This window comes from Demequina sediminis (assembly GCF_030296675.1).
Classification (GTDB): domain Bacteria; phylum Actinomycetota; class Actinomycetes; order Actinomycetales; family Demequinaceae; genus Demequina; species Demequina sediminis.
This window is the reverse complement of sequence record NZ_AP027736.1, coordinates 2,425,697-2,441,315: the sequence shown is the minus strand read 5'-3', so window position 1 is coordinate 2,441,315 and position 15,619 is coordinate 2,425,697. Positions and strand designations below refer to the sequence as shown.

The 15,619-nt window shown below is 70.7% G+C and carries 12 protein-coding genes, 1 tRNA gene and 2 pseudogenes; 7 read left to right on the top strand and 8 right to left on the bottom strand.

Annotated elements, in window-relative coordinates; all coding sequences use genetic code 11:
• Complete coding sequence (locus QUE44_RS12460; RefSeq protein WP_286214920.1) at positions 1-1,149, bottom strand: ABC transporter ATP-binding protein; 1,149 nt, start codon at positions 1,147-1,149, stop codon at positions 1-3.
• On the bottom strand, positions 1,136-2,314 hold the full coding sequence (locus QUE44_RS12455) for a polyamine ABC transporter substrate-binding protein (protein WP_286214919.1): 1,179 nt from the start codon (positions 2,312-2,314) through the stop codon (positions 1,136-1,138). Before QUE44_RS12455 ends, QUE44_RS12460 begins: the two co-directional genes overlap by 14 nt.
• 196 nt (positions 2,315-2,510) lie before the next feature.
• On the opposite strand from QUE44_RS12455, the gene QUE44_RS12450 reads away from it, so the two are divergent.
• Together QUE44_RS12450 and QUE44_RS12445 are read left to right on the top strand one after the other, a co-directional pair.
• Positions 2,511-3,890, top strand: a complete 1,380-nt coding sequence (locus QUE44_RS12450; RefSeq protein ID WP_286214917.1) for an NAD(P)/FAD-dependent oxidoreductase — start codon at positions 2,511-2,513, stop codon at positions 3,888-3,890.
• A 201-nt stretch (positions 3,891-4,091) separates the two neighbouring features.
• Positions 4,092-5,425 (top strand): annotated as a pseudogene (locus tag QUE44_RS12445) (sugar porter family MFS transporter).
• 113 nt (positions 5,426-5,538) lie between these two features.
• Here QUE44_RS12445 and QUE44_RS12440 read toward each other — a convergent pair.
• A tRNA-Tyr gene (locus QUE44_RS12440) sits at positions 5,539-5,620 on the bottom strand.
• A gap of 124 nt (positions 5,621-5,744) precedes the next feature.
• On the opposite strand from QUE44_RS12440, the gene QUE44_RS12435 reads away from it, so the two are divergent.
• Genes QUE44_RS12435 through QUE44_RS12425 form a run of 3 tightly spaced genes read left to right on the top strand, consistent with a single transcriptional unit; the run spans position 5,745 to position 7,469 of the window.
• Positions 5,745-6,236 carry a YajQ family cyclic di-GMP-binding protein gene (locus QUE44_RS12435; RefSeq protein ID WP_286214915.1) on the top strand — a complete coding sequence of 164 codons (492 nt, stop codon included), beginning with the start codon at positions 5,745-5,747 and terminating at the stop codon, positions 6,234-6,236.
• Between the two features lie 4 nt (positions 6,237-6,240).
• Positions 6,241-7,035: a YwiC-like family protein gene (locus QUE44_RS12430; RefSeq protein WP_286214913.1), complete on the top strand. Its 795-nt coding sequence runs from the start codon at positions 6,241-6,243 to the stop codon at positions 7,033-7,035.
• 29 nt (positions 7,036-7,064) lie between these two features.
• A complete protein-coding gene (locus tag QUE44_RS12425; protein WP_286214910.1) occupies positions 7,065-7,469 on the top strand; it encodes a dihydrofolate reductase family protein in 405 nt (134 codons plus the stop codon).
• 23 nt (positions 7,470-7,492) lie between these two features.
• On the opposite strand, the gene htpX is transcribed toward QUE44_RS12425, so the two are convergent.
• From htpX to QUE44_RS12400, 5 genes are all read right to left on the bottom strand, one after another.
• Entirely contained in the window at positions 7,493-8,368 is an 876-nt protein-coding gene (htpX, locus tag QUE44_RS12420; protein ID WP_286214908.1) for a zinc metalloprotease HtpX, read from the bottom strand.
• Between the two features lie 71 nt (positions 8,369-8,439).
• Positions 8,440-8,658 (bottom strand): hypothetical protein, encoded by a 219-nt coding sequence (locus QUE44_RS12415; protein WP_286214906.1) that lies wholly within the window; start codon positions 8,656-8,658, stop codon positions 8,440-8,442.
• 10 nt (positions 8,659-8,668) lie between these two features.
• Positions 8,669-10,054, bottom strand: coding sequence for an FAD-dependent oxidoreductase (locus QUE44_RS12410; protein WP_286214904.1), 1,386 nt, complete (start codon positions 10,052-10,054; stop codon positions 8,669-8,671).
• Between the two features lie 128 nt (positions 10,055-10,182).
• Positions 10,183-10,833: a DUF4125 family protein gene (locus QUE44_RS12405; RefSeq protein WP_286214902.1), complete on the bottom strand. Its 651-nt coding sequence runs from the start codon at positions 10,831-10,833 to the stop codon at positions 10,183-10,185.
• Positions 10,830-12,716 (bottom strand): DUF4037 domain-containing protein, encoded by a 1,887-nt coding sequence (locus tag QUE44_RS12400; RefSeq protein WP_286214901.1) that lies wholly within the window; start codon positions 12,714-12,716, stop codon positions 10,830-10,832. The genes QUE44_RS12405 and QUE44_RS12400 overlap by 4 nt, the downstream gene beginning before the upstream one ends.
• 464 nt (positions 12,717-13,180) lie before the next feature.
• Here QUE44_RS12400 and QUE44_RS12395 point away from each other — a divergent pair.
• A pseudogene (locus QUE44_RS12395) lies at positions 13,181-14,868 on the top strand (nitrite/sulfite reductase).
• Complete coding sequence (locus tag QUE44_RS12390; RefSeq protein WP_286214900.1) at positions 14,865-15,605, top strand: phosphoadenylyl-sulfate reductase; 741 nt, start codon at positions 14,865-14,867, stop codon at positions 15,603-15,605. The pseudogene QUE44_RS12395 and the gene QUE44_RS12390 overlap by 4 nt, the downstream one beginning before the upstream one ends.
• The last annotated feature ends 14 nt before the right edge of the window (positions 15,606-15,619 follow it).

Here is a 15,619-nt window from a genome sequence, read left to right as displayed (position 1 = left end):
TCACTCCTCCTCGATCCCGGCCCCGGCATCCTGAGACGAGTCGAGGAGGAACGCGAACTCGGGCCTCCAGGACACGTCGACCTGAGTGCCGACCGCCACGAGTCCGCCGCGCCGTCCCGTGTTCTGCTCGAAGCAGATGAGCTCCTGGCCCCACGGCATGCGCAGGTGGTACTCGGTCGAGACTCCCATGTAGCTCGCCTCGCTCACCACGGCGCCCGAGAAGAAGTTGCCCGGCGCGTCGAGCGGCGTGCCCGCCGGCTGGATGAGGACCTTCTCGGGACGGATGCCGATCCAGCCCTCGGAGGACTCCGTGTGGACGCGACTGGCCTTGATCGTCACCACCGTGCCGTGCATGTCGACCTTGACCACGGCATCGGCCCCCGTGCCTTCCCTGCCCACGACCGTGCCCTTGACCAGGTTCGATCGACCGAGGAAGTTGGCCACGAACGTGGTGTGGGGGTTGGTGTAGAGGTCATAGGGAGTGCCGAGCTGCTCGATGCGCCCCTCGTTCATCACCGCGACCGTGTCGGCCATGGTCATGGCCTCCTCTTGGTCGTGCGTGACGTGGACGAATGTCAGGCCTACTTCCTCCTGGATCCGCTTGAGCTCGATCTGCATCGCGCGGCGGAGCTTGAGGTCGAGCGCGCCCAGCGGCTCGTCGAGCAACAGCACCTCGGGGCGGTTGATGAGGGCGCGGGCCAGGGCCACGCGCTGCTGCTGGCCACCCGAGAGCTGAGCGGGCTTCTTGGCGGCCTGCTCGGTCAGCTCGGTGAGCTCGAGGATCTCCTTCACCTGGGACGCGGTGTCCTTGACCCCGCGCCGCTTGGGACCGAACTCGACGTTCTCCGCGATGGTGAGGTGGGGGAACAGCGCGTAGTTCTGGAACACCGTGTTGACGGGACGCTTGAAGGGCTTCTCGTGGGTGATGTCGGTGTCGCCGATGTGGATGGTGCCCGCGGTGGGGCCCTCGAGTCCCGCGACCATGCGCAGGGTCGTGGTCTTGCCGCACCCCGACGGGCCGAGCAGGGCGAAGAAGGAACCCTGCGGGATCACCAGATCGAGCGACTTCACCGCGACGAAGCCGTTGGGGTAGCGCTTGGTCAGCCCCGCGAGCCGGAGGTCGCGGCGAGCATCCTCAGCCAGTGACATCCGCGAAGTCCCTCTCGTATCCGGACGCCTTGGCCTCGTCGAGCGACATGAAGCCGTTGGTCTGTGCGAGGTACTCGTCGGTCGGGAAGATCAGCGGGTTGTCGACCAGCGACGGGTCGATGGACTCCATCTCCTCGCGCGCGCCCTCTACCGGGCAGACGTACCAGACGTAGGCCGCGAGCTGGGCCGCGATCTTCGGGTCGTAGTAGAAGTCGATCCACTTCTCGGCGTTGGCCTTGTGCATGCCCTGGACGGGGATGAGCATGTTGTCCGACCAGATCATCATGCCCTCGTCCGGCGGGAGGAAGACGAGGTTCTCATCCTCCGCCGCGGCGACGTCACCCGACCACGCGACGCAGGCCGCGATGTTGCCCGCCGCGAGGTCGTTGATGTACTCGTTGCCGGTGAATGCACGGATCTGGCCGTCCGCGCGCGCCTTGCTCAGCTTCTCGAGCGCGGCGCCCCAGTCGTCGTCGGAGAAGTTCGCCGGATCCGCGCCGTTGCTCAGCATGAGGAGGCCCATGGTGTCGCGCATCTCGGTGAGCATCGTGACCTTGCCCTTGAGGTCCGAGCGCGTGAGGAGCTCGTCCATGGTGCGCACCTCGCCCACGAGCGACTTGTTGTACGCGATGCCGGTGAAGCCCGACTGCCACGGCGCGGAGTAGTCGCGGTTCGGGTCCCATCCGACGCCCTGCAGCGAGGAGATGAGGTTGGCGTCGAGGTTGGGGACGTTGGCCTTGTCCAGCTGCTGAATCCAGCCGGCATCGATCATGCGCGCGGCCATCCAGTCGGTCAGCATGAACATGTCGCGGCCCGTCGGCTGGCACGCGCCCAGCTGGTTGCGCACGCGCGCAAAGAACTCGGAGTTGTCGTTGACGTCGGGCGTGTAGGAGACCTGGATGCCGGTCTGCTCCTGGAACTGCGACAGCGTGGACAGGTAGTCGCCGTCGTCCTCGTCGATGTACTCGGGCCAGTTCGAAATCGCGAGACGTGCCTCAGTCGACGACAGGTCCGTGGTCACGCATCCCGCGGTGCCGCCGCCTCCCCGCGTGCCGAGATAGGCAATCGCCGCGATGCCTGCGGCGCCCGCGGCGCCTCCCAGGATCAGCCCTCGGCGCGAGATGCCCCTCTTCTGTCCCTCTTCCGGCGGCATGACCTCGTCCACATCAACCTCCTCGACTCCGCGGCGCACGCACCGACTGGTGCGTTGTTGCCGATAGTTGCACCACTGCGAGCGTGGGCACAATGGATTGTTGCACCGGGTCGGACGATCTGTACGGAATGTCTCGCAAACTTAACATCGGGGAAACGGAACGGCCTCGAAGGGCCCGTGGTGGGGCCCCTCCGTCCACACTGTCGGCGTGAGCACCTCAGCGCGCCCGTCCCTGTGGCTCGACACCGTCGAGGACTCTCTCGCGCCCACGGATCCGCTCGAGGGGGACGTCGTGGCGGACGTCGCGATCGTCGGCGCGGGCTTCACCGGCCTGTGGACCGCGCTCTACCTGACCCGTGCGCGACCCGACCTGCGCATCGTCATCCTGGAGCGTGAGCACGCCGGCTACGGCGCCTCGGGCCGCAACGGCGGCTGGGCGTCCGCGCTCTTCCCCAGCTCGATCGCGACCCTCGCGCGCGAGCACGGGGTCGACGCCGCGATGCGGCAGCACCGCGCCATGCGCGAGTCGATCGACGAGCTCCTGCACACGGCCGCCGCGGAGGGGATCGACGCGGGCGCGGCCAAGGGCGGGACGATCGTTGTCGCGCGCACGCCCGTCCAGCTCGCGCGCGCTCGCGCGGAGGTCGAGGAGGCGCGGCGTTGGGGCCGCGAAGAGGCCGAGATCGCGCTGCTGGGACGGGACGATGCCCTCGGCCGGCTTCACGCCGAGGGTGCCCTGGGCGCGACCTACACCCCGGACTGCGCCGCGATCCACCCCGGCCGGCTGGTGCGCGGACTCGCGCAGGCCGTCCGCCGCCGCGGCGTGCGCGTGCACGAAGCGACCGAGGTCACCGACATCTCGCCACACCGCGTGACCACTTCGCGCGGCGTTGTGACCGCGGACTACATCGTGCGCGCGACCGAGGGCTACACCCCGGGGCTGCCCGCCAGCAGGCGTGCCGTGATCCCGATGCAGTCGCTCGTGATCGCGACCGCTCCCCTGCCGGCCGTGACGTGGGAGCGGATCGGGCTCGACCGCCGCGAGACGTTCTCGGACGGCAGGCACCTCATCATCTACGGGCAGCGCACCGCCGACGACCGCATGGTCTTCGGCGGTCGCGGGGCGCCCTACCGGTGGGGATCGTCGACGCGGCTCAATGCGCGGCGCGCGCACCGCGTGCACCGCGCGCTGCACGGGATCCTGGTCGACATGCTGCCCGCGCTTGAGGGCGCGGAGATCACGCACGCGTGGGGCGGGGCGCTCGGCATCGCGCGCGACTGGCACGCGTCGGTGGGCCTCGACCGTGCGACGGGGATCGCGTGGGCGGGCGGCTACGTGGGCGACGGGGTCACCACCACCAACCTGGCGGGGCGCACGCTGCGCGACCTCATCCTGGGCGAGGACACCGCCCTCGTCACGCTGCCGTGGGTGAACCACCGCTCGCGCCGATGGGAGCCGGAGCCGCTGCGATGGCTCGGCGTCAACGCCGGCCTACGAGCCATGGCGCTCGCCGACCACGAGGAGCGCGCCACGGGTCGCACCAGCGCGGTCGCGCGCGTGATGGCGCCGCTCATGGGCGGCCACTGACGCGGACCCGCGCGGCATCGGGGCGCGAATCGGGTTACGGTTTTTCCCGCTGCCCGCGCGACGCGGGCCCGTCCCCGATTGGAGTCCACCGTGGCATCCCAGCCCGCGTCCTCGTCCCGCGCCCGACTTCAGGGGCGGGTGATCGGCATCAGCGTGGGTGCCGCGCTCGGTGGCTTCCTCTTTGGCTTCGACTCCTCGGTCATCAACGGGGCAGTCGACTCCGTCCAGGGCGCGTTCTCCCTGTCCGATGCCTTCACTGGCTTCGCGGTCGCGTCCGCGCTGCTCGGATGCGCGGTCGGCGCGTGGTTCGCGGGAGGAATCGCCAACCGCCACGGACGCATCCGCGTGATGGTGATCTCCTCGATCCTCTTCCTGATCTCGGCGCTCGGGTCGGGCCTCGCGACGGGCATCTGGGATCTCATCGGTTGGCGCGTGCTCGGAGGCCTCGCGGTGGGTGCGGCATCGGTCATCGCACCCGCGTACATCGCGGAGGTCTCGCCCTCGGCCTTCCGCGGCCGGCTGGGCTCGCTCCAGCAGTTCGCGATCGTGATCGGCATCTTCACCGCGCTACTCAGCGCGCAGGTCCTCGCGATGATCGCGGGCGGCGCCGCCGAGGAGCTGTGGTGGGGACTCGAGGCGTGGCGGTGGATGTTCATCGTGGAGGCCGCGCCCGCGCTCGTGTATGGCCTCACTGCGCTTCGCCTTCCCGAGTCCCCCGCTTCCTGGTGGGACGCGGCCGCGACGACGAGGCGGCGCACATCCTTGCCACGTACTCCGGCGTCGAGGACGTCGACGCCAAGATCGCCCAGATCCGCGACTCGCTCGGCACCGACGAGAAGCGCTCGCTGAGCGATCTGCGCGGCAACCGCCTCGGCCTCAAGCCCATCGTGTGGACCGGCATCTTGCTGTCCGTCTTCCAGCAGTTCGTGGGCATCAACGTGATCTTCTACTACTCGACGACACTGTGGAGGTCGGTGGGCTTCGAGGAGTCCCAAGCCTTCACCACGTCGACCATCACCTCGGTCACCAACATCGTCGTGACGATCATCGCGATCGCCCTGGTCGACCACATCGGTCGCAGGCGCCTGCTGCTCATCGGATCGCTCGGCATGACGGCTTCGCTCGGCACCATGGCCGTCGCGTTCGCGAACGCGAGCGTCGACGCGGAGGGTGCAGCCACGCTATCGGGGGTGTGGGGACCCATCGCGCTGGTGGCCGCCAACGCCTTCGTCGTGTCCTTCGGCGCCACCTGGGGTCCCGTGGTGTGGGTGCTGCTCGGGGAGATGTTCCCCAACAAGATCCGCGCGACGGCGCTCGCCGTCGCGGCGGCGGCGCAGTGGCTCGCGAACTGGACGATCACCGTCTCCTTCCCGACTCTCGCCGGAATGGGCCTGCAGCTTCCCTACGCGCTCTACACCGCGATGGCCCTGCTGTCCTTCGTGTTCGTCTATCTCCGCGTCGAGGAGACCAAGGGCCGCGAACTCGAGGACATGCACGACGGCTCACGCCCGCGGCGAGAGGCCGCGACCGCCTGACGCACACGCGACCGCCCCGGCGACGCCGGCATCGTCCCTCTCAAGGGGGACGATGCCGGGAGCCAGGAAACGCGACAGCGCCCCTCCCGCGGGGGAGGGGCGCTGCTCGTGGGTGGCGGGTGAGGGATTCGAACCCCCGAAGTCAGTGACGGCTGATTTACAGTCAGCTCCCTTTGGCCGCTCGGGCAACCCGCCGATGCGCCGCAGGGCGGCGCGCATGGAAGGATAGCAAGGATTGGACCCCCGGCGCGAACCCGCGTCGATGGCCCGAGAGACGCACGCGATCGCGCCGCCACCGCGGCGCCCCCGAGGAGGAGACATGGCAGGCGACAGCAGCTTCGACGTGGTGAGCAAGGTGGACCGCCAGGAGGTCGACAACGCGCTCAACCAGGCCGCGAAGGAGATCGCTCAGCGCTACGACTTCAAGGGCGTGGGCGCATCGATCGAGTTCTCGGGCGAGTCGATCCTCATGAAGGCGAACAGCCCCGAGCGCGTCAAGGCCGTCCTCGATGTGTTCATCGGCAAGCTCGCCAAGCGCAACATCGAGATGAAGGCGCTCGAGTGGGGCGAGCCGCAGCCCTCGGGCAAGGAGTTCCGCCTGGTCGCCGAGGTCAAGGAGGGCATCGCGCAGGACGTCGCGAAGAAGCTCACCAAGCTCGTGCGCGACGAGGGACCCAAGGGCGTCAAGGCCCTCATCCAGGGCGACGAGTTGCGCGTGACCTCGAAGAGCCGCGACGACCTTCAGGCGACGATCGCGCTGCTCAAGGGCGCCGACGTCGACGCCGCGCTGCAGTTCGTCAACTTCCGCTGACGCCGTGAGCGCCCCGCGCCGGTCTGCTGACCCGCGCGGCGCGTCTCCCGCGGACCGCCCCCGGACCGCCCGCGCGCGATCGCGCCGCCTCCGCGCCTGGATCCCGCCCCAACACGGGGTCTGGGCGATGCTGCTGTTGCCGTACCTCGCCGGGCTCAGGTTCGGCGTCGCCTGGCTGCACGTCCCGCTCCTGCTTGGCTGGCTCACGGGCTGGCTCGCGTCGTATCACCTGCTGCTGTGGGTTAAGACGGGCCGGTTCCTGCGCGTACGCGCGCAGGTGCTGACCTTCGGCGCCACGTGCGCCGCGGCGCTGCTGCCGGTGGTGGCGCTGCGACCGGGCCTCGCGTGGTTCGCGCCCGCCTTCGCCGTCCTGCTCGCGGTCAACGTGGTCCTCACGCGCGCGGGACAGGAGCGGTCGAGCGTCAACGGGATCGCCTCCGTGACCATGGCCTCACTCATGGCGATGATCGTGCCGGCGACCGCGGGACTCGATTGGCGCCTGGGCGTGCCGGTCGCACTGGTCGCGTGGGCCTACCTCGCGGGGTCGGTGCTCTATGTGAAGACCATGATTCGTGAGCACGGATCGCTCCTTCATCGCGTGGTGTCCGCGCTGTTCCATGCGGCAGCCCTGGTCGCGACCACGGCGTACTGGCCGTGGCTCGCGGCGACGTTCGGACTGCTCCTCGCGCGCGCCCTGATCCTGCCCGCGCGTGCGCGACTGCGGGTGGCGATCATCGGCGCCTCCGAGGTGGGCGTGAGCCTGGTGGTGCTCGCGAGCCTGCTGCTCATGCCCGTGTGACACCCGCCCGCCGGTGACACACTGCAGTCATGACCCTGGTCCGCGTCCACAACCTCGCGGTCTCGCTCGACGGCTTCGCCACGGGTGAGGACCGCAGCGTCGAGGCCCCGTTCGGTCATGCGGGCATGCGGCTCATGGAGTGGTTCAAGGACACCGCAACATGGGCGGCGCTCCAGGGCGTGCCCGATGCCCCGCCGACTCCCGACGACGCATTCGCGCGACGCTCGTTCGAGGGGATCGGCGTCGAGATCATGGGCGCGGGCAAGTTCGGACCGCCCGGCTGGCAGGACGATGCGCACTGGCACGGCTGGTGGGGCGAGCAGCCGCCCTTCCACACACCCGTGATCGTGCTCACGCACCGGCCACGCGAGCCGCTCACCCTGGGGGACACGACCTTCCTGTTTCGCGCCGCGCGCGCTGAGCGGTGGCGCTGAACTTCAGCGCCAAGGGCCACACGTCAGCGCAGGTAGCCGCGCGTGCGCGCCATCTCCTCGAGTCGGGCGATGCGGCGGTCCATGGGCGGGTGCGTGGCGAAGAGGTTCGACATCCCCGCGCCGCGGAACGGGTTGGCGATCATCATGTGCGAGACGTTCTCGAGGTCGGGAGAGTCCTTGAGCGGACGCGCGCGGGTGCCGGACTCGAGCTTGCGCAGCGCGGACGCGAGCGCGAGCGGGTCGCCCGTGAGGGTCGCGCCGTCCTCGTCGGCGTCGTACTCCCGCGTGCGGGAGATCGCCATCCGGATCAGCGCCGCCGCGATCGGGGCGAGGATCAGCATCGCGATGAGCCCGATCGCCCCGAGCGGGTTCTCGCGGTTCGAGTTGCCGCCGCCAAAGAAGAACAGCATCTGCGCGACCGCGGTGATCATGCCCGCGAAGGCCGCGGCCACCGACCCGATGAGGATGTCGCGGTTGTAGACGTGCATGAGCTCGTGGCCCAGCACCCCACGCAGCTCGCGCTCGTCGAGGAGCTCGAGGATGCCCTCCGTGCAGCAGACGGCCGAGTTCTGCGGGTTGCGCCCGGTCGCGAACGCGTTCGGGGCGGCCGTCGGCGAGATGTACAGCCGCGGCATCGGCTGGTTGGCCTCGCGGCTCAGGTCGCGCACGATGCGATACATCGCGGGCTGCTCGACCTCGGTGACGGGACGCGCGTGCATGGCCCGAATGGCGAGCTTGTCCGAGTTCCAGTAGCCGTACGCCGTGCCCGCCACGGACAGCAGCGCGAAGAGCCACAGGTACTGGCCGCCGCCGATGAACGACCCCAGCGTGAGCATCACCGCCCACAGCGCCACGAACAAGCCGGTGGTCTTCAGGCCGTTGAAGTACTTCCTGTTCACGCGTCCCCTCCGTCAATCCCTCGCACTCAGAACGGTCACGCGGTCCCCCAGGTTCCCCGCGGCAGTGCGTGTCACCCCGCCGTGGAGAACTCCCTCTCGAGGCACACGAGCACCGTCGCGCCACGAAGCGCCGCCACCGGATCCTCGACCTCGCGACGGTACCTCTCGGACAGTGCGACGCCGGAAGCCACCTCGACGCCCTTCTCGCGCTCGGTCGCCACCAGAGAGTCGGCGAGGAGTCGCGCGACGGCGCCGACGTCGGACGCGTCGTCCGGACGCCAGCGCCTCACGGGCGGCGGCTCAGGCGCGCTCGGCGAGGCGACCGAGCGCGATGTCGGTCATCTCCTCGCGCGGCACCACCTTGACGCGCTCGCGCCCCTCGGCCTCACCCAGCGCGCGCTCGTGAGCGTCGAGGACCTCCCAGTCCTTCCACTGGACCACCGGCACGTCGCGCTCCTTGAGCAGGCGCAGGATGTTGTCGGGGCTCAGCTGCTCGGGGCTCGCCTGCGTGCCCTCGTAGAGCGCCGCGGCATCCTCGACCAGGTTCGCGACGGTCTCGGACGCGTCGGACTTGGTGTGACCGATGAGCCCCACGGGCCCGCGCTTGATCCAGCCGGTCGCGTAGAAGCCGTGCACGCGCTCGCCCGAGTCCTCGATGACGCGTCCGCCCTCATTGCGGATCACGCCGCGGCGCCCGTCGAACGGCACGCCCTCGATCTCGGTGCCCCAGTACCCGACCGCGCGATAGACGGCCTGCACGGGGTAGTCGATGAACTCGCCCGTGCCCTTGACCGTGCCGTCACCCTGAAGGGCCGTGCGCTCCATGCGAATGCCCGTGACCCTGCCGTCCTCGCCCAGCACCTCGTGCGGGCTCTGGAGGAAGTGCAGGTGGATGCGGCGCGACGCGCCGGTGGGCTCCTTGAGCGTCCAGTCGGTGAGGGTCTTCACGACCTGCTTGGTCTGGTGGTGGCCCTCGATCGCGGCCATCGAACCCTCGTCGAAGTCGTAGTCCTCGGGGTACACGATCACGTCGACGTCGGGCACGTGGCCCAGCTCGCGCAGCTCGAGCGGAGAGAACTTGACCTGGGCGGGACCGCGCCGTCCGAACACGTGGACGTCCGTGACGGGCGAGGACTCGAGGCCCTCGACCACGTTCGCCGGCACCTCGGTGGGCATGAGGTCCTTGGGGTGCTTCGCGAGGATGCGCGCGACGTCGAGGGCGACGTTGCCGACGCCGAGCACGGCGATCTCCTTGGCCTCGAGCGGCCACGTGCGAGGCACGTCCGGGTGGCCGTCGTACCAGGACACGAAGTCGGCGGCGCCATACGATCCATCCAGGTCGATACCAGGAATATCGAGGTCCGCGTCCGAGAACGATCCGGTCGCGAAGATCACGGCGTCGTAGTGCTCGCGAAGGTCCTGCAGGCTGAGGTCGGTGCCGATGTTGACGTTCGCGAGGAGGCGGATGTCGCCGCGGCCCAGCACGTTCGCGAGCGCCACGATGATCTGCTTGATGCGCGGGTGGTCGGGGGCCACGCCGTACCGCACGAGGCCGAAGGGCGCGGGCAGCCGCTCGATGATGTCGATCGACACGTCGAGGTCGGTCTTGGACAGGATGTCGGCGGCGTAGGTGCCGGCGGGGCCGGCGCCGATGATGGCGACGCGGAGCGGACGATGCGTGGTCACGGCGAATTCCTCGGGGCTGCGGGGTCGGATGTGCGGAGTAGGACGCGGTACTGCTGCGCCCGACCCGGGCGAACGGCACCAGAGTATAGACACGCCGCCATCGCAGAAATCCAGCGGACGACCTCAGCCTACGCCCCCGGGGGTATACTCCGCTGCCCCGCCTGTGCCTCCTCCGCCGCGGCGAGCGACGCGAAACCCGCGAGCGCCACGGTGTGGCCGACCGTGAGCTCGGTGAGGTTGACGCGCTCAGCCGCGAGCGCGTCGACCAGCTCGCCGTACAGGCGCAGCGTGCGCGTCGAGTACGTGCCGAGCTCCCCGCGCAGGTACGTCTCGAACGACGTGTCCGCGAGGGTGTCCTCCGCGGTGGTGAGCACGCGCATGCCCAGGCCCAGGCGCGGGAAGCGGCCGCGGAAGTCCCTGGCCCACGCCACCTGAGCCGCGATGATGCGCTCCTGCAGCGCGACCCGGGCGCTCGACAGCGCCGGCAGGTGTGGGGCGAGGTCCCGCGCAAACCTGTCCGGCTCGACGGATGCCATCATGCGCGCGTACTTCTCGGTGACCAGGTTGCGTCCCGTGACGTCCGCGGCGTCAAGGTCCGCCGCGTAGCTCTCGAGGAGCGCGGGGGTCCACGTGAGGAACTGGCTCACGCGCATCGCCCGGAAGGTCGGCCAGTCGTCCTGGCAGTCCGCGCGCCCGTCCTCGCCGCGCACGTGCTGAAACTGCGCGAACTCGTGTCGCGCGACGCGCTCGGCCGCCTCGAGGGTCGCCGTCCGCCTCACAGCGCACGCAGCCAGTCGTCGCCGATGCGCGCCTGCACGTGGGCACGCTGATGCTCGAGGAACGTGTCGGTCGACGCGCTCAGCCCCTGCGCACGCAGCTCGCCCGCGATGAGGGCGCACGTCCGGTCGATGGCCACCGCGAGCGACTCCCGCGCGCCGGGGTCGGCGCCCACGCACGCGGCCGACGCGTCGCGCGTGACGTCCGCGAGCAGCGACGGCACCTCGGGCAGCCGCGCGCCGGGGCGCGACGCCAGGTCACGCAGCGCGGCGAACCGCCACTTGTAATACGGCAGGTAGCCGACCGCGGTGGGACCGCCGAGCAGGAACACCAGCGAGGCAGCCGCATTCACGAACTCGGCAGCCGCGAGCCACGCGGCCTCTCCGTCGCCGCGGCTCAGCATGCGCGGCACGTTGTACTGGCCCGCCTGCGAGGCCATCGCGAGCCGCCGACCGATCAACGCGAGCCTGACGTCGGCCGGCATGCGCCGGAAGCCATTGCGCACCCCGCTGAACGCTCCGCGCGGATCGGCAAACACCGCGCCGTTGGTCGCCGCGGCGAGCGTCGCCTCCTCGAGGGCGAGCCACTCGTGGGGTCTGTCGGCACCGGGGGCGGCCGGGTGACCCGTGATCCCCTCGAAGAATGCGCCGATCTCGAACACCCCCACGCGCCGGCCGGCACCGCTCGCGCGCTCGGTCGCCAGCCGCGGCCCGTAGCCGAGGAACTGGGTCGGCAGCGCGTCGTACGCGTCCTGCAGCTGCACGCCCCACGCGGCGTGGTCGTCGGCGGTGAGCCACAGGCAGAAGCCCGGACCGAAGTCGTGGTCGCGCGAGACGGCGTCGTCGAAGCCGTAGCACTCGGAGCCGTGGCCCACGAGGCCCGCCGCGACCCGCCCCCGTAGCGCGGGAAAGCGCGCGAGCAGCTCGGGACCGTGCGCGTCCCAGAACGCGCGCGACAGCTCGAGCCCCGTCAGGTCGGGGCGGGGGGCGGAGGGAGATGCGGGCGCGGGGGACGATGCGGCGGCCCGCCCGTCCCGGCGCGCCAGCGCCGCCTCCGCGTCGGCGAGGTTCGCCGCGGTGACCGCGTGCGCGTCGGACTCCGTGCCGTAGCTCGCCTCGACGATCGCAAGCGCCTCGCGGTACGCATCGACCGCTCCCGCGGCGTCGCCCGCGGCCAGTCGAGACTGGCCCAGCCCCGCGAGGGCGGCGGCGGCATGCGGATCCGTGCCGTGGCCGCCGGCGCGGAAGACCGCGAGCGCGCGCAGGGCGTGGGAATCGGCCTCCGCGTCGCGGCCGAGCGCGCGTGCCGCATGCGAGAGATTCACGAGAGTGGTCGCGACGTCGGGGTCCGTGGCGGGATCGGGGACAGCATCGGCACCGTGCTCGAGCGAGGCGAGCGCCGTCGAGAGCTCGCGGTGGGCGCCCTCGTGGTCGCCCTGATCGCCGAGCAGGATGGCGAGGTTGTTGCGCAGCGCCGCGATGCGCCGGTCCCCCGGCGCGAGCGCGGACCCGGCTGCGCGGAGCGCCGCCTCGTAGACCGCGCGCGCCTCGTCCGCGAGCCCGGCGGCCCTCAGCGAGGTCGCGGCGTTGATGAGGGTCACGGCGTGCGGCTCGGACCCCTCGAGCCCCATGTCGAGCGCGAGGGCGATCCCGGCACGCGCGGCGGCGACGCCCTCGTCGTGGCGCCCGATCGAGCGCAATAGGCCCATCTGCTCGTTGAGGATCGTGAGGCGAGCGCCGCGGTCGCCGAGCCGCACGGCCTCGTCGAGCGCCTCGCGCACGAAGTCTCTCGCTGCCGGAGCGCCGGAGCGCGCGAGGATCGCGTCGAGGCCGCGCACGAACGCCTCGACATCGAAGGCGCCATCGCCGGCGGCGGCCTGATCCACGGTTCTCCCCTCGACGGACTCCCCCTCACGCTAGGCGCGTCCGACCCGCGGCGGCGGGGCCGGAGGTCCCGGCCCCGCGGGCCTCTCGACACCCCCGGGGGCATCGGGCCTGGTAGTGGCCGTGCCTGCTAACCCGGGCATCGTCCCCCGCGCCCTTCCCAAGTCCCCCGGTGATGTGTCATCATCTCGCCCATGGCCTTCCACGCAAACCGCGCACCGATGTGCTGCGTTTGCTGTGCCATGTGTCTGTCGGCCTGAGTCGCCCACGGAACCTGTCCCAACTTCCTGGGCGCTCGGCCTGACGAGCGCACCTCAGACGCGCCCGCCCGGCCGCAGCTCCCACCGACACGACTGGAGGAGCGGTGAGCCCCACCACCGACGCCGCCGACACCACCCCCCACCGCGCACCCCAGGCGCTGACCGATGCCGACGAGCGTCGTCGTCACCGCGAGGAGGCGCGCCTCATCCGCACCCGCGAGGCCGCCGCACGCAAGGACACCGCGGCCAAGGACGGCCAGTGGGCCTCCGGCGACCGCACCCCGCTGAACCCCAACGAGGAGTTCAAGTCGACGGGTGACCCGCTTGAGGTCCGTCACCGCATCGAGACGATGTACTCGAAGTGGGGCTTCTGGTCGATCCCGCCCTCGGACCTGCGCGGCCGCTTCCGCTGGTGGGGCCTGTACACGCAGCGCCGGCCCGGGATCGACGGCGGCCGCACCGCGATCCTCGAGCCGCACCAGCTCGATGACGAGTACTTCATGCTGCGCGTCCGCTCCGACGGCGGCCAGCTGTCCGTCGCCCAGGCGCGCGAGATCGCGGCGATCTCTCAGGAATTTGGCCGCGACACCGCCGACGTCTCGGACCGCCAGAACATCCAGCTCCACTGGATCCGCGTCGAGGACGTGCCCGAGATCTTCCGCCGCATCGAGGCGGTGGGACTGTTCACCACGGAGGCGTGCGGCGACGTCCCCCGCGTGATCCTGGGCTCCCCCGTCGCGGGCGTCGCGAAGGACGAGCTGATCGACCCGACCCCGCAGATCCGCGCGATCATCGACCGCGGAATCGGCAACCCCGAGTTCTCGAACCTGCCGCGCAAGTTCAAGTCGGCGATCACCGGCACGCGCATCCCCGACATCGTCCACGAGGTTCAGGACGTCGCGTTCGTCGCCGTCGAGCACCCCGAGCTCGGCGTGGGCTACGACCTGTGGGTGGGCGGAGGACTCAGCATCAACCCTCAGTTGGGCGTGCGCCTGGGCGCCTTCGTCGAGCCCGACAAGGTCGCGGACGTCTGGGCCGGTGTCATCGGCATCTTCCGCGACCATGGCTACCGCCGCCTGCGCACGCGCGCCCGCCTCAAGTTCCTGGTCAAGGCGTGGGGCGCGGAGAAGTTCCGCGAGGTGCTCGAGAACGACTACCTGGGCTGGAAGCTCCCCGACGGCCCGGGCCCCGAGGTGGGCCGCCCGGGCGACCGCGGCGACCACGTGGGCATCCATGAGCAGAAGGACGGGCGCTACTACGTCGGCGCCGCGCCCATCGCGGGCCGCATCTCGGGCGCCAAGCTCGCCGCGATCGCCGACATCGCCGAGGCCGCCGGCTCCGACCGGATCCGCCTCACCCCCTCCAGAAGGTGCTCATCCTGGATGTGCCGGAGGACAAGGTCAACGACGTCGTCAATGGACTGCGCGCTCTCGAGCTCGAGGCGCAGCCGGGCGAGTTCGCCCGCAACGTCATGGCCTGCACGGGCATCGAGTACTGCAAGCTCGCGATCGTCGAGACCAAGGCCACCGCTCGCGAGGTGGTGACCCGCCTCGATCAGGCCTTCCCCACGCTCGACGCCCCCATCACGGTGCACGTCAACGGCTGCCCGAACTCGTGCGCGCGCATCCAGGTCGCCGACATCGGCTTCAAGGGCCAGCTCGTGCTGGACGACGAGACCGGCGAGCAGGTCCCCGGCTTCCAGGTGCACCTGGGTGGCCGCCTGGGCCGCGGCGAGGACAACGACTTCGGTCGCAAGATCCGCGCGCACAAGGTGAAGGCCGATGGCATGCCCGACTACGTCGAGCGCGTCACCCGCAACTACCTCGAGACCCGCACGGACGGCGAGCAGTTCGCCGACTGGGCCTTCCGGGTGGACGAGGAGCTGATCAAGTGAGCACCGGCCTCCCCGGGTTGGGCTCCGCGTCGCTCACCCTCCTCAACCCCACCGAGTGGAACGCGCAGACGTGCGCCGAGGTCAACGCGCGCCTCGAGACTGCCTCGGCCGCGCACATCGCGGACTGGGCGGTGGCGACCTTCGGCGCCCGCTTGGCCGTGGCATCGTCCATGCAGGACACGATCCTCCCCCACCTGTTCGGGACCCGCCTGCCGGGTGTGGACGTGCTCTTCCTCGAGACCGGCTACCACTTCCCCGAGACGATCGTCACGCGGGACGAGGCCGCGCGGGCCTTCGACATCACCGTGGTCAACGTCCTGCCCGAGCAGACCGTCGAGGAGCAGGATGCGACCCACGGCAAGGATCTCTTCGCTCGCGACCCCAATCTGTGCTGCGCGCTGCGCAAGGTGGAGCCGCTGCGCCGCGCCCTCGAGGGCTACGCCGCCTGGGTCACGGGCGCGCGCCGCGTCGACGCGATCACCCGCTCCGAGATGCCGGTGGTCAGCTGGGACGCCAAGCACGGACTCGTGAAGATCAACCCGCTCGCGCTATGGGATGACGCCGCCGTCGAGGCCTATCAGGAGGCCAACGACCTCCCCCGCCACCCGCTGGTGGCTCAGGGCTACCCGAGCATCGGCTGCCTGCCGTGCACCCGCAAGGTCGCGCCGGGCGAGGACCCGCGCTCCGGGCGTTGGGCCGGCCAAGGCAAGACCGAGTGCGGCATCCACACCTCGTAGACCACCCGTCCCCG